Annotated in this window: 13 protein-coding genes and 1 pseudogene; 8 read left to right on the forward strand and 6 right to left on the reverse strand. The window is 67.2% G+C overall.

The features are described from left to right. Positions 1-10 precede the first annotated feature (10 nt). Complete coding sequence (locus tag AB4083_RS11980) at positions 11-913, reverse strand: LysM peptidoglycan-binding domain-containing protein (RefSeq protein WP_441608038.1); 903 nt, start codon at positions 911-913, stop codon at positions 11-13. 297 nt (positions 914-1210) lie between these two features. Between AB4083_RS11980 and AB4083_RS11985 the strand changes: the two genes are divergently transcribed. After that, a complete protein-coding gene (locus AB4083_RS11985; protein WP_441608039.1) occupies positions 1211-1783 on the forward strand; it encodes a lipocalin-like domain-containing protein in 573 nt (190 codons plus the stop codon). A gap of 72 nt (positions 1784-1855) precedes the next feature. Here the strand turns inward: AB4083_RS11985 and AB4083_RS11990 are convergent, their stop codons facing one another. Then, positions 1856-2803, reverse strand: coding sequence for a LysR family transcriptional regulator (locus AB4083_RS11990; protein ID WP_441608040.1), 948 nt, complete (start codon positions 2801-2803; stop codon positions 1856-1858). A 131-nt stretch (positions 2804-2934) separates the two neighbouring features. Between AB4083_RS11990 and AB4083_RS11995 the strand changes: the two genes are divergently transcribed. From AB4083_RS11995 to AB4083_RS12010, 4 genes are all read left to right on the forward strand, one after another. Further along, the gene (locus tag AB4083_RS11995; protein WP_441608041.1) at positions 2935-3957 is read left to right on the forward strand and encodes a LacI family DNA-binding transcriptional regulator; all 1023 of its coding nucleotides are present in this window, start codon (positions 2935-2937) and stop codon (positions 3955-3957) included. Between the two features lie 204 nt (positions 3958-4161). After that, positions 4162-6678, forward strand: coding sequence for a glycoside hydrolase family 3 N-terminal domain-containing protein (locus tag AB4083_RS12000; protein WP_441608042.1), 2517 nt, complete (start codon positions 4162-4164; stop codon positions 6676-6678). Between the two features lie 268 nt (positions 6679-6946). Further along, entirely contained in the window at positions 6947-9388 is a 2442-nt protein-coding gene (locus AB4083_RS12005; protein ID WP_441608043.1) for a TonB-dependent receptor, read from the forward strand. 297 nt (positions 9389-9685) lie between these two features. After that, positions 9686-10564 carry an EamA family transporter gene (locus tag AB4083_RS12010; RefSeq protein ID WP_441608044.1) on the forward strand — a complete coding sequence of 293 codons (879 nt, stop codon included), beginning with the start codon at positions 9686-9688 and terminating at the stop codon, positions 10562-10564. A 19-nt stretch (positions 10565-10583) separates the two neighbouring features. Here the strand turns inward: AB4083_RS12010 and AB4083_RS12015 are convergent, their stop codons facing one another. Further along, positions 10584-12551: a CocE/NonD family hydrolase gene (locus AB4083_RS12015; RefSeq protein ID WP_441608045.1), complete on the reverse strand. Its 1968-nt coding sequence runs from the start codon at positions 12549-12551 to the stop codon at positions 10584-10586. Between the two features lie 170 nt (positions 12552-12721). Here AB4083_RS12015 and AB4083_RS12020 point away from each other — a divergent pair, with 170 nt between their 5' ends. Further along, a complete protein-coding gene (locus tag AB4083_RS12020) occupies positions 12722-13579 on the forward strand; it encodes a LysR substrate-binding domain-containing protein (protein WP_441608046.1) in 858 nt (285 codons plus the stop codon). A gap of 52 nt (positions 13580-13631) precedes the next feature. On the opposite strand, the gene AB4083_RS12025 is transcribed toward AB4083_RS12020, so the two are convergent. Together AB4083_RS12025 and AB4083_RS12030 are read right to left on the reverse strand one after the other, a co-directional pair. Then, positions 13632-14810, reverse strand: coding sequence for a Vgb family protein (locus AB4083_RS12025; protein WP_441608047.1), 1179 nt, complete (start codon positions 14808-14810; stop codon positions 13632-13634). Between the two features lie 119 nt (positions 14811-14929). Further along, entirely contained in the window at positions 14930-15718 is a 789-nt protein-coding gene (locus AB4083_RS12030) for a class I SAM-dependent methyltransferase (protein ID WP_441608048.1), read from the reverse strand. 196 nt (positions 15719-15914) lie between these two features. Here AB4083_RS12030 and AB4083_RS12035 point away from each other — a divergent pair, with 196 nt between their 5' ends. Together AB4083_RS12035 and AB4083_RS12040 are read left to right on the forward strand one after the other, a co-directional pair. Further along, positions 15915-18233, forward strand: coding sequence for a winged helix-turn-helix domain-containing protein (locus AB4083_RS12035; RefSeq protein WP_441608049.1), 2319 nt, complete (start codon positions 15915-15917; stop codon positions 18231-18233). Between the two features lie 128 nt (positions 18234-18361). Beyond that, positions 18362-19885, forward strand: coding sequence for a glycoside hydrolase family 30 protein (locus tag AB4083_RS12040; RefSeq protein WP_441608050.1), 1524 nt, complete (start codon positions 18362-18364; stop codon positions 19883-19885). A 1-nt stretch (position 19886) separates the two neighbouring features. Here the strand turns inward: AB4083_RS12040 and AB4083_RS12045 are convergent. Continuing rightward, positions 19887-20165 (reverse strand): annotated as a pseudogene (locus tag AB4083_RS12045) (GNAT family N-acetyltransferase); the annotation flags it as partial. Positions 20166-20174 lie beyond the last annotated feature (9 nt).

A 20174-nucleotide genomic window follows, 5' to 3' on the forward strand; every position in this document is an offset into this window, starting at 1 on the left:
GCCGGCAGCCTCAGAGCTGCTTCAACCGCTGCTTCAGTTCCACGGCGCGGGCGCGATAGATGATCGCCCGCTCGTAGCCCGGGTCGATATCCAGCACGTGGTCCCATAGCGCGATCGCCTGGTCCAGCTTCTGGTCGCGGTACAACAGCACCGCGCGCTCGTGATAGGTCGACAGCAACTGGTCGCGCAGCATCTGGTCGCCCGCGGGCTTCAGATGCGGATCGAGCTTGAGTGCCTGGTCCAGCCGCGCCAGCGCGTCAGTCTTGTGGCCCTGGCGTAGCAAGGCCGTGCTTTCCGCCTGCAGGTGCTGGGCGTCGGCGGGGCTTGCAGCCGCAGCGGTGTTGCCGGTGGCGGCCGCGGGCGTGGCGAGCAGATCGTCCGCCGTGGCACGCACCACCAGCGTGTCCGCCGCGGGTGCGCGCGCCGGTGCGGTCGGCAGCCGCACGGTATCGCCCACGTGCAACGCGGACGGATCGTCCGAGCCGTTGTAGCGGGCCAGGATCAGGAAGCGGCTGGCGTCGCCCAGGTAGCGCGAGGCCAGCGTGCTGTACGAATCGCCCTGCTGCACCACGTAGTTGCGCGAGGCCGCGCCCAGCGCTTCGCGCGGATCGGCGGTGAGCTGGCGCAGCAGGCCTTGCGCGGCGCGGTCGCCGGGATAGCGGGCCAGGTATTGGCGCAGGCGGCGCTCGCCGTCGGCGTAGCGGCCGTATTGCAGATAGGTGTTGACCACCGTGGCGGGCGGCATCAGGTCGCCGTCGCGAACGTCGGCGTTGGCGGCAGGCGCCGCTTTCGGCGCGGGCGGGTTGCCCAGGGCCTTGTCTACTTCGGATCGGACCACGCTGACCTGGGCGCAGCCACCCAGCGCGAGCAGGGAAACCACCAGCGCCAGGCGCCTGCCATACAACGAAACCACCACCGTCTTCCCCTGTCTTGTCCGGCGCCGCGTCGCAGGCGTCGCCCCGAGGCGGCGATCTTCCGGATCGCCTGCCCTGCCGCGCCGTTCCTGGCGTTTGCACAGGAACAGCGAAGCGACATTAGCGCCGACACGTCCGGCGCGCGAGAGGGCCATGGCCGTGCGCGGCCGGATTGGCCCGCATTGACCGGCCAGCCATATCGATTTCGCCATCGCTGAAATACGCCTGGGCCGGCTGTTGCGCGATCGATTGCAGGCCTAGCCTGCACTTGCTCCACCACACCACCGAGGATCCCCATGCTTCGTCATCGCACGCTTACGCACCGTACCTTCGTTGCTTCGGGCGCCCTGCTCGTGGCCCTGTTCGCTTCCTTCGCCCAGGCCGCGGCCGCCGCACCGCAGGACCAGGCCAAGCCCGCCATGGCAATGGCAGCGATGCCCGTGCCGGCCTGGCTGGTCGGCACCTGGACCCTGGTCCGCTGCGACAACGTCTATCCGGACGGCCGCCGCGTCGAGCTCTACGGGCACGACCCGCAGGGCCAGTGGATGATCGACTCGCGTGGCCACTACTCGATGGTGATCGCGCGTGCCACCCGCACGCCGTTCGCGGTGAACGACAAGTCCAAGGGCACGCCGGAGGAGTACCGCGCCGCGTCGCTGGACCTCAATGCGCACTACGGCACGGTGGCCGTGCAGGACGACAAGATGACCTCGCATATCGTGCAGGCCACGTTCCCGAACTGGGTCGGGCGCGGCGGAACCACCGGCTTTACGCGGGATGGCGACCAGCTCACCTATATCGTGGCCAAGCCGTCGAGCGGTTCGTCAGATGGTGCGCATGGCGAAGTTGTTTGGCGGAAGGCCGACTGAAACGGGAGAAAGGGGTTGGGGTGAGGGTGCGGGCGGAGCGCAAGCGTGATGTGCACCACTCCGGACGAACCCTCATCCGCCTGCCGGCACCTTCTCTCCCACGGGGCTACCTTCGGGTCGCCGAAGGGAGGCGGGTTCCAGCTTCGACGGCGAAACATTGGCGATCGCCAATTGCTTGAACGAGTCGGCCAGCGTCTGCAGCGCCTGCCGCGAGCGCGGATCGTTGAGCCCCGTGTACAGCACCACGTCCTGCCGCGGCAGCTCCGGCAGCGACAAGGCCGGCCCGATATCGACCGTGCCGGCCGGCGCAGCCCGCCGGGCCAGCACGGCAATCGCCAGGCCGGCCGCGGCGGCAGCGCCAAGCACCGCGGCGCCCTTGCCGATAAACACCTCGGTCCAGGCGATCCCGACCTGGTCCAGCGCGCGCACCGCGGCGGCGCGGATGCTGCACGACTCGCCCTGCGTCGACAGCGGCAGCGGATCGCCGGGACGTGGCCGCCAATGCGGCGCCGCGATCCACGCGAACTGCTCCGCATAGATCACCTCGCCCTCCTGCCGCCGGCTTTCCGGCTGCATCACCAGGATCGCGTCCAGCGCGCCCTCCTCGTACGCCTGCAGCAGCTCGCGCGAACCGCCCACGCGCAGTTCCAGCAGCAGATGCGCGTCGTGCTCGTTCATATGGCGCAGCAGGGCCGGCAGTTCGCTGCCGACGATCAGCTGGCTGATGCCGACGGTGAGCCGGCGCCGCTCGACGTGGAACGAGGACACCGCCCGCTCGTGCGCCCCCACCAGCTCGCGCGCCGCGGCCAGGAACAGCGAGCCTTCCGCAGACAGCCGCACTTGCCGCGGCGTGCGTTCCAGCAGGCGCCGGCCCAGCTGTTCCTCCAGCCGCCGCAGCTTCAGGCTGAGCGCGGACTGGGTGGTGGCGAGCGTCTGCGCGGCGCGCGTAAAGCTCTGCAGGTCGGCGATAAAGACGAAGGCCTTGACGGCATCGAGGTCGAGCGCTTTGGTGGACTTCATCGGGGCATTTCCAGTGGACGGTGTGTGTGGCTGCCGGGCGGCGCGACGGTTCCGCGCGCGCCGGGCGCCTCCTTGTAAAGCGTCCCGCGCGGCAGGCATAGTCCCCCGCGGCAGTCGACGTGGGGAATGGCATGCGGGTCCGCCTGGAAGACGTAGCGCGCGCGACGGGCGTGTCGCCCAAGACGGTATCCCGCGTGCTGAACGAGGAGCCGTCGGTCAAGGAATCCACGCGCAAGAAAGTGCTGGCCGCGATGGAATCGATGAACTACCGCCCCAGCCCCGCGGCGCGCGGGCTGGCGGGCAGCCGCTCGTTCCTGATCGCGATGCTGTACGACAACAACGAGAACCCGGCCTCGACCTATCTGGCCGAGATCCAGGACGGCGTGCTCGACGCCTGCGACGCCCATCGCTACAGCATGATGGTCAGCCCGCTGCGCCTGCGCGGGCACGACCCGATCCGCCGCATCGACGCCCTGGTGGCCGACCACCATATCGACGGCGTGATCATGACGCCGCCGCTGACCGACCACGCGCCCCTGCTGCGCCGGCTGCAGGAGCACGGCGTGCCGTACGCCAGCATCTCGCCGCTGCATCGCGAGGACGCGATCGGCGTATGCATGGACGAGCAGCAGGCGGCCAAGGCGGTGGTGCAGCACCTGGTCGAGCTGGGGCATAAGCGCATCGGCCATATCGTGGGCATCGCCAACCATGGCGCCAGCCGCTGGCGCCTGCAGGGTTACAAGGATGCGCTGGTGGCCGCTGGCCTGCCGTTCGATCCGAAGCTGGTGGTGCAAGGGGAATTCACCTTCGGCTCCGGCGTGATGGCGGCGCGCGGCTTGTTCGAGCTGGCCAAGCGGCCGACGGCGATCTTTGCGGCGAATGACGATATGGCGGCCGGTGTGATGTGGGCCGCCAACGAGCGTGGCCTGAAGGTGCCGCGCGATCTCTCGGTGTGCGGCTTCGACGACACGCCGCTGGCGACGCAGCTGTGGCCGCCGTTGACGACGGTGCGGCAGCCGAGTCGCGAGATGGGCAAGCTGGCGACCTTGCAGTTGATGGACAAGTTGCGCGGGCGCGGCACGGGGTTGTTGCTGCAGGTGCCGTACACACTGCAGCTGCGCGAATCCACCGCCAAGCCGCCACGCAGCCCATGACGTAGGTTGGGGTGAGCCACAGGCGAACCCCAACACGCGATGCGCTCCCGGTGGGCTATGTTGGGGTTCGCCTGCGGCTCACCCCAACCTACGCCGGACGTGCTGCAACGCTCGTTGACAGCGCTGTCATTTCTGGCAGGCTCTCGGCTCTGGAGCCGCTCCAGGGGGAGTGCCGATGGTCTTTATCGTGGAAGGGAGAGAAGCGTGCTGGCATCCGTTCGTCGTTTGCGTGTTGCACCGATCGCATGGGCCGTCGCCTTGGCCTGCCTGCCGCTAGGCGCCGTGCCGGCCGCCGATACGGCCGTCCATCCCGAACAATGGCCGGCGGCCCATTGGCCGCTGCCGCGCGATGCGGCGCTCGAACAGCGGGTCGCCGCGTTGATGGCGAAGATGAGCGTCGAAGAAAAAGTCGGCCAGCTGATCCAGGCCGATATCTCCGCGATCACGCCGGAAGACCTGCGCAAGTATCGGCTCGGCTCAATCCTCGCCGGCGGCAATTCCAAGCCGGACGGCAAGACCACCGCCACCGCGGAACAGTGGAAAGCCATGGCCGACGCGTTCTACCGCGTCGCGATGGACAGCGCCGATGGCCACCAGGCGATCCCGCTGCTGATCGGCATCGACGCCGTGCACGGCCACAACAACACCGTGGGCGCCACGCTGTTCCCGCAGAACTCCGCGCTCGGTGCCACCCGCGACCCGCAACTGATCCGCGACATCGGCGCGGCGACCGCGGCGGAAGTGCGCGCCACCGGCATCAACTGGACCTTCGCGCCCACGCTCGCCGTGCCGCAGGACCTGCGCTGGGGCCGCTCGTACGAAGGCTATTCGCAGGACCCGAAGGTGGTGGCGCAATACGCCGCCGCGATGATCGAAGGGCTGCAGGGCAAGGTCGGCACGCCGCACTTCCTGGATGCCTCGCACGTGGTCGCCTCCGCCAAGCACTTCCTCGCCGACGGTGGCACCAAGGACGGCAAGGACCAGGGCGACGCGCAGGTCAGCGAAGCCGAGCTGCGCGACGTGCATGCCGCCGGCTATCCGCCGGCGATCGATGCGGGCGTGCAGACGGTGATGGCTTCGTTCTCCAGCTGGAACGGCCAGAAGATGCATGGCAACCAGGCCTTGCTTAGCGGCGTGCTCAAGGGCCGCATGGATTTCCAGGGCTTCGTGGTCGGCGACTGGAACGGACATGGCCAGGTGCCCGGCTGCAGCAATGTCGATTGCCCCGCCTCGATCAATGCGGGCGTCGACATGCTGATGGCGCCGGACAGTTGGCGCGGCCTGTACGAGCACACGCTGGCCGAGGCGAAATCGGGCGCCATTTCCGCGGCGCGGCTGGATGACGCCGTGGCGCGCATCCTGCGCGTGAAATTCCGCGCCGGCCTGTTCGAAGCGGGCGCGCCGTCGGCGCAGCCGCTGGCGGCGAAATCGGCCGAGGTGATCGGCAGCCCCGCGCATCGCGCGCTGGCGCGCCGCGCCGTGCGCGAATCGCTGGTGCTGCTGAAAAACAACAACGGCGTGCTGCCGCTGGATCCGCGCAAACGCATCCTGGTGGCCGGCGATGCGGCGGACAATATCTCGCGCCAGAGCGGCGGCTGGACCTTGACGTGGCAGGGCACGGGCCTGAGCAACAGGGACTTTCCCGGCGCGCAATCGATCGGCGCCGGCATCGCCGAGCAGGTGAAGGCAGCGGGCGGGCAGGTGGAGATCGCTGCCGATGGCCGCTATGCGAGCAAGCCCGACGTGGCCGTGGTGGTGTTCGGCGAGGACCCCTATGCGGAGTTCCAGGGCGACCTGCCGAACCTGCTGTATCGCCCCGGTGACGAACACGATCTTGAACTGCTGCGCCGCCTGCACAGCGACGGCATTCCGGTGGTGGCGGTGTTTCTCAGTGGCCGCCCGCTGTGGGTGAATCGCGAGATCAACGTAGCCGACGCTTTCGTCGCCGCCTGGCTGCCGGGCAGCGAAGGCGGCGGCGTTGCCGACGTGCTGCTGCGCAAGCGCGACGGCAAGCTCGCCAACGACTTCCACGGCAAGCTCGCTTATGCGTGGCCGGGCAGCGGCGCGCATGGCCAGGGCGAGTCGCGCTTTCCGCTCGGCTACGGCCTGCGCTATGCCGACCACGCAAACGTGGCTGACTTGTCCGAAGCCTCAGGCATCAGCGGCGAGCAGATCCCGGTGGGCAACTACCTCGACCGCGGCAAATCGGTGCGCGGCTACACCTTCCGCCTGCTCGGCACCGACGGCGTTGCCGCGGTGGTCAGCACGGCGCAGTCCGGCACCAGCGACGGCAGCCTGCGTATGAGTGCCCTCGACTACAAGGCGCAGGAAGACGCGCGCCGCTTCGAGTGGAAGAAGAGCGGCGCCGAGTTGACGATCCAGTCGCGCGCGCCGTTCGATCTCGATCGCCAGACCAATGGCGACGTGCTGCTGGTGACCACGCTGCGCGTGGATGCCTTGCCCGGCAAGGACGCATGGATCGGCATGGGCTGCGGCGCGGGTTGCAAGGGGCGCGTCACGCTCGGCCCGACCCTGGCGGCCTTGCCCGCCGGCACGTGGACACGCATCGGCGTGCCGCTGAAATGCTTCCGCACGGCCGGCGCCGACATGCATCGCATCGACCAGCCGTTCGTGTGGGGCGCGGGTGCGGGCTCGTCGGTGGCGCTGGCGCGCGTGGCGCTCGGCACCGATGCGGACCAGGTCGTGGATTGCGCCAAATAAGGCGCCGAACGGCGGGGAGTCAGGCGCTGGACCGAAGCCGGCTCCCCCGCTACGCAGCATGAGGGCCGCCAGATCCGGCGGTATCGCCTCGCAGAACCAGTCATAGCAAGGGGTTGACGTGGAGTTCACGCGTGCTGCCACGCGTCAAGCTTCCGCGCGAAAGGCGGTCTATCATTCCAAAATGACAGCGCTGTCATTTTGAGATCGAGCCATCACGCCACCGTCGGGGAGACGGGGCGCCCATCTCTAGGACGTAGGGGAGACTTGTATGAAGTTGCGCCACTCAGCTTTGCATCTCGCCTTGGCCCTGGCGCTCGCCGCGCCGGTGGCCTTTGCAGCGGACGATCCGCAGAACGCGCCGAACGCGTCGAACACGCCAGCCCAGGGCAGCACGGCCCCGGACAAGAAGATCAAACAGCTCGACGCCATCGAGGTCAGCGCCACCAAGCGCGAAACCCCGCTGCAGAAGACACCCGTCGCCGTCAGCGCCATCACGCCCGACACGCTCGACAAGGAGCGCGTGATGACGGTGCAGGACCTGACCCGCCTGGTGCCCGGCCTGCAGGCCACCGCGCAGGGCGACCACGGCGTGGTGACGCTGACCATGCGCGGCATCGGCAACGACAGCGCCAAGACCGAATACGCCGACCCGGAAGTGGCCACCTTCGTCGACGGCGTCTACTCGCCGCGTGCCGAAGCCGCCGCCGGGCTGCTGCTGGATATGGACGGCGTGGAAGTGCTGCGCGGCCCGCAGGGCACGCTGTGGGGCCGCAACTCCACGGCCGGCGCGATCAGCTTCCAGACCGCCAAGCCCGATATCAATGCCGGCTTCTACGGCAATGCGCAGATCGAAGCGGGCAACTACAACATGATGGGCGCGCGCGCCGCGGTGAATCTGCCGATCAGCAGCACCTTCGCCATGCGCGTGGCGGTGGTGCACGCCCAGCACGACGGTTACGTCGATTACCAGAATCCGTCCAGCCAGCTGCCCAGCGTGGCGCAGCAGCAGGCCACCTATCTGGCCGCCGGCGGCAACCCCGCCAAGTTCCGCCCGATCGACCCCAGCCTGTTCGTGCAGGGCGGCGACAAATACAGCGCGCAGGATCAGTCCGCCGCTCGCGTCAGCGCCTTGTGGCAACCGAGCGAGGCGTTCAAATGGAATCTCTCGTACGAGTACTTCATCGATCGCGGCACGCTCAACATGGGCCTGATGCAGCAGCCGCGGAAGGGGCAGGAGTTCTGGTCCGCGCTGATCGACACCGCGCCTGACCTGCACCGCAATTCCGGCACGCTGCGCAGCCGCATGGACTGGAATATCGGCAGCAGCATGCAGCTGAGCTACATCGCCGGCTATAACCACTTCTCCGGCAAGAGCCAGTTCGACCAGGACGCTGGCGTGCAGGTGCCGACCAGCTTCGCCACCGGCGCTTCCTCGCAGAACGACCGCACCAACTCGTCGAACTACAAGAGCTACAGCCACGAGTTCGACCTGAAGTCGGTCGGCGAGCAAACGGTCGATTGGATCGTCGGCGCCTACTACGGCTACGAAGACAACAACATCCGCTTCGACATTCCGATCATGAACGGCACGATGGTGTCGGAATCGGTGGCGTGGCAGGGCTCCTTCATCCAGCCCAAGGAGACGGTGAAATCCACGGCGCTGTTCGGCCAGGCGACCTGGCATCTGTCCGACCACTGGCGCCTTACCGGCGGCGTGCGCTGGTCAGACGATGTGAAGAAGAACATCGACGGGCGCGGCTGGGGTTGGGCTTATGACGCGACGGTGCCGCAGATGCCGATCGCGCCGAGCACGTATCCCAGTCCGGCCACCGGCTTCAATATCTCCACCCGCAACGACGCCAAGTACAGCGACGACCGCGTGACCTGGCTGGCGCGCATCGACACCGACATCAGCGAGCACGGCCTGCTCTACGCCAGCGTCTCCACCGGCTACAAGTCCGGCGGCACCCAGGACGCCGGCACGCTGTACAAGCCGGAGACGCTGACCAACTATGAGATCGGCACCAAGTTCGTCTTCCTCGACGGCAAGCTCACCTGGAACACGGCGGCGTACTACGAGGACTTCAAGGACTTCCAGTTGTCCGCGCCGATCACTTATCCGGACGGCAACCGCGGCCTGGGCTTCAACAACGTCAAGGGCAGCACCAAGGTGGCGGGCCTGGAGTCGGAACTGGCGTACCAGGAACAGGACGACCGCGCCAACCTGGTGCTGTCGGTCATTCCGAAGAAGAAACTCGGCACCTTGCTCTATGCCGGCAGCAACGATTACCAGGGCCTGCCGGCGTGCGCGCCGCAGTCGGGTATCTCGGCTTGCATGAATATCACCGGCAACGACTTGCCGCATGCACCGGATGTCGCGCTTACCGCGATCTACGAGCATGACTTCCACCTGGGCAATGGCGGGCGCCTGACCCCGCGCTTCAGTGGCCAGTACCAGAGCGACCAGTGGCTGAGCACGTTCAACCTTGGCGCTGGCGACAAGCAGAAGGCGTATTTCCGCGGCGATCTGGCGCTGCGCTATACCGAACCGCAGGACCGCTGGTGGGTGGCGGCGTTCGTGCAGAACGTCACCGATGGGCGCGTGCGTACCAGCTCGGGGCGGTTCTCGATGCCGGACGGAAGCTTCCAGTACGTGTCGCAGTACCTGCCGCCGCGGACGTTCGGGGTGCAGTTGGGCGTGTGGTTCTGATCGGGTTCCATCCGCTGGCGCAGCGATGGCGCCGGCGTACTCCCCTTGGCCGGGTCCGCGCGACCCGGCCTTTTCTTCAGGGCGAAAGCGGACACGTTGCTGCCGCTTGACGCGTAAGTTGGGGTGAGCCGGAGGCGAACCCCAACAGACCTCCCAAGCGGCCGCATCGTTGGGGTTCGCTGCGCTCACCCCAACCTACGCTGCTGCCATGCGATGTCAGCAGTCCGGCTTCCCTGCGACCGCTTTCACCATGCCTGCTGGCATCATGTACGGACCTCACCCCGTGATGGCCCCCACATGCCACCCCGCACCACCCAGACCCAGGTCGCGCTCGCGATCGGTGTCCTGCTGATCGCCATGGTCTCGTACCAGTGCGGCGCCTCGCTGGCCAAGCATCTGTTCCCGCAGGTCGGCGCGCAGGGCGCCACCGCGTACCGGCTGGGGCTGAGCGCATTGATCCTGCTGCTGTGGCGGCGGCCGTGGCGGCGCGTGCATAGCGGCAAGGACTGGCGTGCGCTGTGGGGTTATGGCCTGGCGATGGGCGCGATGAACCTGGTGTTCTACCTGTCGCTGCGCACGATCCCGCTGGGTATCGCGGTGGCGCTGGAATTCACCGGGCCGCTGGCGCTGGCGATGGCCGGTTCGCGCCGCCTGATCGATTTCGTGTGGATCGCGCTGGTGATCGGCGGGCTGGTGTTGCTGTTGCCCTTGCATGGGCAGGTGCAGTCGCTCGATCCGGTGGGCGTGATGTATGCGCTCGCCGCGGGTGTGGGCTGGGTGTTGTATATCGTGCTGGGCCAGCGCACCGGCGCCGCTTATGGCGCGGATGCGGTGACGCTGGGCACCTCGATCGGCGCCTTGCTGGCGATACCCTTCGGCGTGGCGCATGCCGGCAGCGCCTTGCTGTCGCCCGCGCTGTTGCCGTATGCGCTGGGCGTGGCCTTGCTCAGCTCGGCGCTGCCTTACTCGCTGGAAATGATCTCGATGACGCGCCTGCCCGCGCGCACCTTCAGCACCTTGCTGAGCCTGGAACCCGCGGTCGCGGCGATGGCTGGCGTCACCTTGCTGGGCGAGCACCTGACCACGCTGCAGTGGCTGGCGATCGGCGCGATCATCGTGGCTTCGGCCGGCACCGCCTTGAGCGTGCGCCGGCCGGTGGTGGCCGAGCCCAGGTGAGCCTCGCGCTGAGCCACGCTCAGCGCTCGACCACCGGCAACCACACGGCCGAAGGCTGCGCGCTGGAACGCAGCACGGTGATCTTCGCCGCCTGATAGTCCTGCGGCTTCGCCTCGAAGATATTCGGCACGAAGGTCTGCGGGTTGCGGTCGTACAGCGGAAACAGCGACGACTGGATCTGCACCATCACCCGATGTCCCGGCTGGAACACATGATTCACGTTGGGCAGCTCGAAGCGGTAACGCTGCGGCTGGTTCGCGGGGATCGCCGTCGGATGCTCGAAGCTCTCGCGGTAGCGGCCGCGGAAGATGTCCAGCGCGATCGGCAACTGATAGCCGCCCATCGACGGATCGTGCGTCACCTGCGGCGGATACACGTCGATCAGCTTCACCACCACGTCGCCGTCGGTGCCCGTAGTGGCCGCTCGCACGTCCGCTACCGGAATGCCGCGCACGCGCAGCGGCGCGGTCAGCACCGGCGTCTCGTAGACGAGCACGTCGGTGCGGCCGTCGACGAAGCGCTGGTCGCTCACCAGCCATTTGCTCCAGGGCAGATAGCCGGCATAGGTCAAGCCGTAGGCGAAGAACGGATCCAGCACCGGACGCGGCAGGAACGGCACCGGCCGGGCCGGATCGCTGACATAGCTGTCGCCCGCGTCGGCGTCGGTAGGCGCGGTGAAGGAAAGCCCGTAGTCCTTGCCCAGGTACAACGGCTTCAATCCGCTCGCGCAGCCGTGCTCGCATGCCGCCGGCCAGTCCTGGAAGCGGTCCCAGTGGTTGTCGCCGGTGTTGTAGACCGAGACGCGCGCCAGCGGCGCGACCGGTCCATTGCGCAGGTACTGCTCGAGGAAGGGCAGCACCATGTCGCGGTTGTATTCCTTCGAGGTATCGCCCACCCACTTCAGCGGCCCCAGCGCATAGCCGGTGCCGTTGACCTGGCTATGCGACCACGGCCCGAGCACCAGCCAGTTGTTGGACAAGTGGCCCGCGGCCTTCAGCGCCAGCCACGCGTGGTTCGCGCCCCACATGTCCTCCTGGTCGAACAAGCCCTGTTCCCACAGAGTGGGCACCGACGAAGGGTGCGCAGCCAGCAGCCGCACCAGGTCCTGTCCCTGCCAGAACGCGTCGTAGGCCGGATGCTCCATCACGCGCGCCACGAACGGCAGCCGGTCCAGGCCGCGGCTGCGCACGTAGTCGCCGGTGGAGCCGGCGCGCAGATACTCCTCATACTTGTCGTAGGTGTCGCTGGGCGTGAGCGCGCCCGGTCCCTTCTGCACGGTCTGCATATGCACATAGCCGAGCATCAGGTTGCGAAACGCGCCGTGGTGAAACCAGTCGTCGCCCATGTAAGCGTCGATGACGGGACTCTCCGGCACCGCCGCCTTGAGCGCCGGATGCGGATCGAGCAGGGCCATGGCCGCGGTGAATCCCTCGTAGGACGAGCCGATCATGCCGACGCGCCCATTCGATTCCGGTACATGCTTGACCAGCCAGTCGATGGTGTCCCACGCGTCGGTGACATGGTCGACCTTGGTGGGATTCAGCGGCCCGCGCACGGGCCGCATCATCACGTAGTCGCCTTCCGAACCGTATTTGCCGCGCACATCCTGATAGACGCGGATATAACCGGCCTCGGCGAACACGGCATCGCCCAGCGGCAACGCCGACAGCAGCGACGAACTGGTGGAATTGCCCGCGCGTTCTTCCGCGTTGTACGGCGTGCGGGTCAACAGGATCGGCGCATCGTGCGCGCCCTTGGGCAGCATGATCACCGTGTACAGCTTGACCCCGTCGCGCATCGGGATCATCACCACGCGCTTGACGAAGTCCTGCCCGCCGGGCACCGCATCGTCGAACTTCTTCGGAATATCGTTGACGCCATACAGGGGCGCCGCCTTCCGCGCTGCATCCGTCGGCGCGGCAGCGGCGGCCATCGCGGTCATGGCCACGATGCACAGCAACATGGACCTGCCCAGGGTCATCCTCATGCGTTGGATCCTCTCGCGGGGGTGATCGAAGCCATTCCGTTCGATCTTAGCCACGGCCCCCAAGCGGGCGACAACTAAAAACGCTAATGCCCCATATAAGGTGCGATTATCCGGCGAGGCCCCGGCATCCCCCTCCGTTCCGGGCCACCCACCTGGCAAGGGACCATGGCATGGGCATCCGACTCGATATCGCATTGCTGCGTAACTTCGTGGCCATGGCCGACGCCACCACGGTCAGCCGCGCGGCCGGGCAGGTGGGGCGCACGCAGGCCGCGCTGAGCCAGCAACTGAAGAAGCTGGAGCAGGCCGTGCAGCAGCCGCTGATGATCCGCAGCGGCCGCGGCGTCTCCCTCACCACGCATGGCGAACGGCTGCTGGCGCATGCGCAGCGGATCCTGCATACGCATGACGAAGCGGTGGCCGATCTCACCGGCGAAACCTTGTCGGGCCGCCTGCGCTTCGGTTGCCCGGACGACTACGCCCGCGTGTTCCTGCCCAGCCTGCTGCAGAGCTTCGCCAGTCTTCATCCACAAGTATTTATCGAGGTGGTCTGCGCCACGTCACCGCGCTTGCTGGAGCGCTTGAAGGAGCAGTCGCTGGATATCGCACTGGTATCGCAGCCGGATAGTCCGGAACGCAGCCAGTTCCTGCGCCGCGAGCCGCTCGTATGGGTGGGTAGCAAGGGCGGCGACGCCTTCCGGCGCGAGCCTTTGCAACTGGCGTTATCCGATCCGGACGCGCTCGATCACCTCGCCGCCACCACCAGCCTCGACCGCACGGGACGGCGCTACTGCATCGCCTATGCGAGCGGCAGCGTCGCCGGCCTCACCGCCGTAGTGCGCTCCGGCCAGGCCATCACCGTGATGACCCTTACCGGCGTGCCGCCGGACCTGCACGTACTGCCGCCCTCGAGCGGCCTGCCGGCGCTGCCGTCGATCGGCATCACCATCCAGCACACCGGGCGCCATGCATCGCGCCTGTCGCATCGCTTCGAGGCGCACGTGCGCTCGGTGTTGCCGACGTTGTGATGCCACGCGTCCAAAGTAAAGGGCTTGCATCGCTGCAAGCCCTTCCCATGCATCAGAACCGGATATCCAGATAACCCACCTGGGTCGTCACCGATGCGAACACCCCGGCCGCGCTGAACCACAGCGCGCCGCTGCGTGGGTCCAGTGCGATGTTGTAGTAGCCGCTGTTGGACGGGGTGATCGGAAACTCGGTGATGCGCTTGCTCACCGGATCCAGCACGCCGAGGTAGCCGGCGTCTTCCTCGAACCAGAGCCGGCCATGGCTGTCCACGCGCATGTCTTCCGCGTTGGCATTGGCGATGGGCAGGGGATACTCGATCCAGCCCCGCGTCACCGACGGCTGGACGACGTGGGCGGCGGGCGGCGCCTGCGTGCGTGCAGGCGTCGCGCGTGCCGCCACGGTACGCGCGACGGTCGCGGCCTGATGGTTGGCGCCGTGCGTACCCGGTGCGACCACCTCGTCGGTGTGCGGCGCCACCAGCGGGTCGAGCAGGGCCAGGGCGTTGGCATAGTATTCGGACACCCATACCGTGCCATTGGCGTTGGCGATCACGCCGGCCGGATTGCCGCCGAGGGTCGGCACCAGGTAGGTGCTGATCACGTTGGTGCCGGGATTCAAGCGGCGCACCTTGTTGGTGCCCGCCGCGCCGGACCCGTCGAAGTTGCGTTCGACGAACCACACATCGCCGCGCCGATCGAGGCTGAGCTGCTCGATATTGTCGTCGGGGTGTTCCAGCGTCACCGTCCACTCGGTGATGCTGCCGTCCGGCGCCAGGCGGCCGACGCCGGCCGTCTCGGAAAACCACTTGCTGCCATCCGGCGCGAGCTGGATAAAGAACGGCGCGGCGCCGGAGGGAATCGCGTACTCCACCACCTCGCCGTTATGCGGATCGAGATGGCCGATCGCGTGGTTGGCGCTGTCGGTGAACCAGATGCCGTCCCGGGTGGCCTTGAGGATAAAAGGCTGGCCGCCATTGGGCAGCGGGAACTCCGCGGAGCTGCGATCCGGACGCAGCACGGCGATCTTGCCGGCGGTGGTTTCCGAGTACCACACGCTGCCGTCCGCGGCGACGTCGACGCCCTGGGGCGAGCTGGCCTGGGTGGGTGTGGCGAAGGCGGAGATCACCGGCTTGGCGGGAAGCGCGCCGGGAGCAGCCGAGGACGGTGCGGGAAGCAGGAGGGCAACGGCGCCGAGCATGGCTGGCGCGGCCAGATAGAGCATGCGATGCATCACTCATCTCCTTATGAATGGGCGGGAATGCCCGCGATCCGGACGGCTGTCCGGATCGCGCGGCAAGCTAGCACAGCGCATCGTGAAGGCAGGTGCATGCCGCGCCTGCCTGTTGCCGCTTACCGCTCCGTCGGCTTGCGGAACTTCAGCACGAACTTGTCGGTGTGGCCTTTGATTTCCGGGGCGAACACCGACTTGTCATGCGCGTCCTGCGGATTGTCGAGCACGGTGCTGCGCCCTTCGAGCACGAAACCCACCGCCTTGGCCTGCTCGATCACCGTCGCCGGGTCGATCCGATGCAGTGCATGCGCATCCGCTTCGCCGGCACCGGGCTTGGCCGTGTGATCGACCACCACAAACACACCGCCCGGCTTCAAGGCCTTGAACACGGCGGCATCGAGTTTGGCGGCCGCATTCGTGCCGGTGGTGCCGTCGACGGCGAACACGCTGACCGCGCCGTAGACGTCGTGGTAGTTCTGCGAAATCCACACCACGTCCAGCGGCGCGCCGACATCGAGGCGCTCGTACGGACGGGTTTCCAGGCTGGTGTTGTCGCGATAGGCGGGATCGGCGGCCAGCGTGCGGATCGGCTGCAGTTTTTCCGGCGGCGCCTTGCTGGCGATGCTCTCGGGCAGCACGGCATACACATGCCCGTTCGGCCCGACCACCTTGCTGAAGAGGCGGGTGAAGTAGCCGCCGCCCGGAATGATGTCGGCGACCCGGTCGCCGGGCTTGATGCCCGCGAAGGCGATCAGCTCGGCCGGCTTGCGCGCCGCGTCATTGGCCTTGTCCGTGGCCGGGCGCGCGCTGTCGTCGATAGCAGCCGTGATGTAGGCGGGCACCGCCGCGTTGGCGGTGGCGATCCCCAGGATGCAAAGCGTGGCGAAAGCAAGCAGCTGCTTTTTCATGATGACCTCGGGGCTGGTGGGTGGGCCATCGTAGAAAACCGTCCGTCGGGCCAACAGCCGCGCGATGCAATTTCTATGATGGCGTTTTTAAATGGCGGCTTCTCATCGAGGCGAACGGTTTGCACGTCGGCCGCTCTGCATCCCGGCGAGGCGGCATGGGATAGCAACCGCAACCTGGCTGGTCATAATGGCGCCCATGACGACCACCTACCGGTTCGGTGCATTCGAGCTTCATCCGCAGGCGCGCGAGCTGAGGCAGGACGGGGCAGCCGTCGAACTCACCGCCAGCGCATTCGACTGCCTGGTCTATCTGGTCGAGCATCGCGAGCGCCCGGTCGGCAAGGACGAACTGATCGCGGCGGTGTGGGGCAGCGTCGAGATCAGCGACAACCTGCTGGCCCAGACCATCGTGCGGCTGCGCCGCGCGCTCGGCGACAACGCCGACGAACAGCGCTGCATCAAGACCTTGCCGCGCGTGGGTTATCGCTGGGTGCTGGCTACCTCGATCGTGTCCGACATTGCGCTGCCCCTGGCGGACAGTGTCGGTGACGCGGCTCCGCGCCCTGCGTCGTCATCCTGGCCGCGCCGCCTGCGCCGGGGCGTACCGTTGCTGTTGCTGATCGCGGCGGGCGGCTTCGCGCTGTGGTGGTTCCATGGGCGTGCTGCCCGAGCGTTCCGGCAAGGCACCGCGGTGGTGCTGCCGGCGCAGATTCATGCGCCGGAGGACTGGTCGTGGCTGCGCTTGGGCTTGATGGATCTGATCGTCGGCGATCTTCGCGGCGCCAAGGTCCCGGTGGAGGGCAGCCAGGCGGTGGTCGACCAGCTCGACCAGGCGGACCAGGGCGGCAAGGCGCCGTTCTCGTCCTACGCCCTGGTCATCCAGCCGCAGGTCACCCTGGATAACGGCCGCTGGCAGGTTCAGCTCGATGCCACCGCATCCAACGGCAGCAGCCTGCATGCGGAAGCCTTCTCCGACAACATGCTGAAGGCTGCGCACGAGGCCAATGCATTCCTGCTTGCGCAGCTCGGTGCCGGGGATTCGGACCGCGTCGCCTCCGCGGACGACCAGGAGCAATACCTGCTGCGCATGGAAGCCGCCTCGCACACCGGCACGCTGAAGGTCTTGCAGGCGTTGATCGACAACGCCCCGGCCGACTTGCAGCAGACGTCGGAATTCGCCTACGCCAAGGCGGCCTTCCATTGCGATCAGGGCGAGTACGAGCCATGCAAGAGCGGGCTGGCCGACCTGCTGGACCGGTTGCCGGCGAAGACCCGGCCGCTGCTGCGCGGCCGGGCGCTGGCGAAGCAATGGTATGTCTACTATCGCGAGCACAAGTACCACGAGGGCGCCGAGGTCTTGAGCGAGGCGATCAGGCTGCTGAAGAAGCAGAACGACACCGGCTATCTCGCCTACGCCTATGCGCAGCGCGCCGAGCTGTTGAACATGACGAGCAGGTTCGACGAAGCCGAGGCGGATTTCGGCGACGCACGCATCAACTACGCCTTGGCCGGCGACACCGCGGGGGCGATGGGCGTCGACGAGTCGCTGGCCGACCTGAGCATGCGGCGCGGGCACTTCGCGCAGGCCCTGCCCACGATCCAGCGCGCCTACGACCAGTACCAGCGCATGGGCATGCAGTCGTATCTGCCGCCGCTGCTGATGCACCTGGTCATCTCGCAGAAGATGCTGTTGCAGCATGCCGATGCATTCGCTACCACCGAGCGGTACTGGCCGCTGGATGAAAAGATTCCGGAGTACACCGACAACATCGGCCGCCATATCCTGATGTTCCAGCGTGCCGACGCCTTGGGCGGGATCGGCCGCGCCGCCGACGCCAGCGCACTGCTGGAGCAAGTGCTGGCGCAGATCGAGGCCGATCCCCACGGTGAGCCCGGGCTCAAGGGAACGGTCTATACGCTGCTGGCCAGGCTGGCGTTGCAGCGTGGCGACGTCGCAGGTGCGCAGGCCTGGATCGCCAAAGCCTTATCCGGGCGCCTGCTGGAGTGGGACAGCGACATGCACGACACCGCCGATGCCTGGCTGCTCGACGTGCTGATCGCGCAGCAGGCCGGCAACACACAGGAAATCCAGCGGGCGGCGGCTGCGATGCAAGCCTGGGCGGACAAGCTCCCAGCGCCGGACCGCGACGAGTGGATCGCCATCCAGGGCTTGCGCATCCAGGCGATCCAGGCCCAGGTCGCCGGCCAGCGCGAGCAGGCGCTCGATGCATTGAAGCAGGCCATGAACAAGGCCAGCCGCTACGGCGTGCCGGAACTGATCGCCGATACCGGTCTCGCCTACTGCCTGGCCCTGCTCGAAGCCGGCAAGGCCAGTGACGCTTTCGTGATCAGCGGCCAGCTTTCGGCCTGGGGCGAGCTGGACTGGCGCGTGGCCTGGGCCCAGGCCTGCGTGTACCGCGCCATGGGGCAGACGCAGTCCTGGAATCGCTACCAGCGCAAAGCCAGGGAGCTGGCGGGCGATCGCATGCTGCCGGTACCGCGACCGGCTTCTTGAAGCCAGGGCGCCCGCGGCGGCTATGATGCGGGGCAGCGGGCAGGGGAGTCATCGATCCGGCATGATTTGCAGCACAAGCGACAGGGTTCCCAAGCACCATGGATGAGCGAGGATCGGAAACAGGCCGGATGGCCGCCGTCTTCATCGCTTTGATCGCCCTGTTCACCCTGGGTGCGCTCTACCTTCCGCGCTTCGAGCAGGCCCCTGTCAAGTCCAGGATCGTCACCTCGGCGCGCCCGATCATGCCTTCGGTCGAGCTGTGGCTGAGCACGGAAGACCGCCGGCTGCAGCTCAAGCCGCAGCCCGATATCGACATGAGCATCCGCGACCCGCAGGACGCCGATGTCATCATCGATCCCAAGACCACCTACCAGAGCATGACCGGTTTTGGCGCGGCGCTGACCGATTCGTCGGCCTGGCTGCTGCAGAACAAGCTCAATGCCCTGCAGCGTGCGGCCCTGATGCACGAGTTGTTCGGGCCGCCGCCGAATCTCAACTTCCATATGCTGCGGCTGACCATCGGCGCCTCCGATTTCTCGCTGCAGCCCTATACGCTGGACGACGTGCCGTTCGGCGAAACGGACCCGGCGCTGGCGCATTTCAATGTCACGCCGAACCTGCAGCAGGAAGTGATACCGGCGGTGCGCGAGGCGCTGGCCATCAATCCCGACTTGCTGATCGTGGCCTCGCCGTGGAGCGCGCCAGCGTGGATGAAGACCAGCGAGAACCTGATCGGCGGGGAGCTGCTGGAGCAGTACGAGAGCACCTACGCGGATTATCTCGTCAAGTATCTCGACGCGTTGCGCGGCTATGGCATTCCCATTTTCGCGCTGACCTTGCAGAACGAGCCGAACTTTACGCCGATCACCTATCCGGGCATGGAGGTGGGCGCGGACACGCGCGCGCGCATCGTTGCGCAGTACCTGGGCCCGAAGCTGGCGAACCGCAAGCCCAGAACCCGCATCCTGGAGTGGGACCACAACTGGAGCCATCCGGAGCAACCGACCAGCGTGCTGAGCAATCCGGACGCGGCGCGCTATATCGACGGCGTGGCCTGGCATTGCTACGAAGGCAGCCAGTACGCGCAAGGCGAAGTGCATCGTGCGTTTCCGCAGAAAGATGCCTACCTCACCGAATGCTCCGGCGGCGACTGGGCATCGAGCGTCAATGGCGAGCTGATCTGGTTCACGCGCAATCTGCTGGTGCTGGGGACCAAGCAATGGGCGCGCGGCGTGATCTATTGGAACCTGGCGCTGGACGAGAATCACGGCCCGCATTTCGGCGGCTGCGATCTGTGCAAGGGCGTGGTGACGATCGATTCGAAGACCGGCGCCGTCAGCCGCAATGACGAGTACTACGCATTGGCGCACTTCAGCCGCTTCGTCCTGCCCGGCGCCGTGCGGGTGAAGTCCACCGATACCGATGCCGACAAGGGCATCGCCAACGTCGCGTTCCAGAACGAAGCCGATGGCTCGCTCGTGCTGGTGATGGTGAACAGCCACGCGGCGGCACGCACCGTTTCGGTGGCGGAGGGGCAGATGCGGTTCGAGTACACGATGCCGGGGCGGAGCGTGGCGACGTTTGTGTGGAACTCGGATCGGGCGGGGTCGGTGATCCGGCGGGCGTTCCGGTGGCTGAAGGGAGCCCGGTAGGCTATGAGGTGCGGGTGCGGCTGACCATCTCCACATAGTCGCGGGCAAGGTAGAACGCCTGGCTGACGCTGTTGAAGGTATCGGTTTCCAGCCGTGCACGCGGGAGGCCGGCCTTGCGCATGGCCTCCTCGGCTGCATCCACCAGCGCCCGCGCCACGCCGCGGCGGCGCCCTGCTTGCTGGACATGCACGGCGTCGATGAAATCGTCCCAGCAGATCAAGCCCGGTACCTCGCCATCGATGTCGGCCAGCAGGATCTGCTCGCCGACGCTGGCTACATACTCCGCGAA

Source organism: Dyella sp. 2RAB6 (genome assembly GCF_052115385.1).
Taxonomy (GTDB): domain Bacteria; phylum Pseudomonadota; class Gammaproteobacteria; order Xanthomonadales; family Rhodanobacteraceae; genus Dyella_D.

What these genes read in the sequence shown, in the direction of transcription:
- AB4083_RS11995 (WP_441608041.1), top strand. Translation starts at nt 2,935, where the DNA reads ATGCGGGTCCGCCTGGAAGACGTAGCGCGCGCGACGGGCGTGTCGCCC.
- AB4083_RS12015 (WP_441608045.1), bottom strand. Translation starts at nt 12,551, where the DNA reads ATGAGGATGACCCTGGGCAGGTCCATGTTGCTGTGCATCGTGGCCATG.
- AB4083_RS12035 (WP_441608049.1), top strand. Translation starts at nt 15,915, where the DNA reads ATGACGACCACCTACCGGTTCGGTGCATTCGAGCTTCATCCGCAGGCG.
- AB4083_RS11990 (WP_441608040.1), bottom strand. Translation starts at nt 2,803, where the DNA reads ATGAAGTCCACCAAAGCGCTCGACCTCGATGCCGTCAAGGCCTTCGTC.
- AB4083_RS11985 (WP_441608039.1), top strand. Translation starts at nt 1,211, where the DNA reads ATGCTTCGTCATCGCACGCTTACGCACCGTACCTTCGTTGCTTCGGGC.
- AB4083_RS12005 (WP_441608043.1), top strand. Translation starts at nt 6,947, where the DNA reads ATGAAGTTGCGCCACTCAGCTTTGCATCTCGCCTTGGCCCTGGCGCTC.
- AB4083_RS12040 (WP_441608050.1), top strand. Translation starts at nt 18,362, where the DNA reads ATGGCCGCCGTCTTCATCGCTTTGATCGCCCTGTTCACCCTGGGTGCG.
- AB4083_RS12020 (WP_441608046.1), top strand. Translation starts at nt 12,722, where the DNA reads ATGGGCATCCGACTCGATATCGCATTGCTGCGTAACTTCGTGGCCATG.
- AB4083_RS12030 (WP_441608048.1), bottom strand. Translation starts at nt 15,718, where the DNA reads ATGAAAAAGCAGCTGCTTGCTTTCGCCACGCTTTGCATCCTGGGGATC.
- AB4083_RS12010 (WP_441608044.1), top strand. Translation starts at nt 9,686, where the DNA reads ATGCCACCCCGCACCACCCAGACCCAGGTCGCGCTCGCGATCGGTGTC.
- AB4083_RS12025 (WP_441608047.1), bottom strand. Translation starts at nt 14,810, where the DNA reads ATGCATCGCATGCTCTATCTGGCCGCGCCAGCCATGCTCGGCGCCGTT.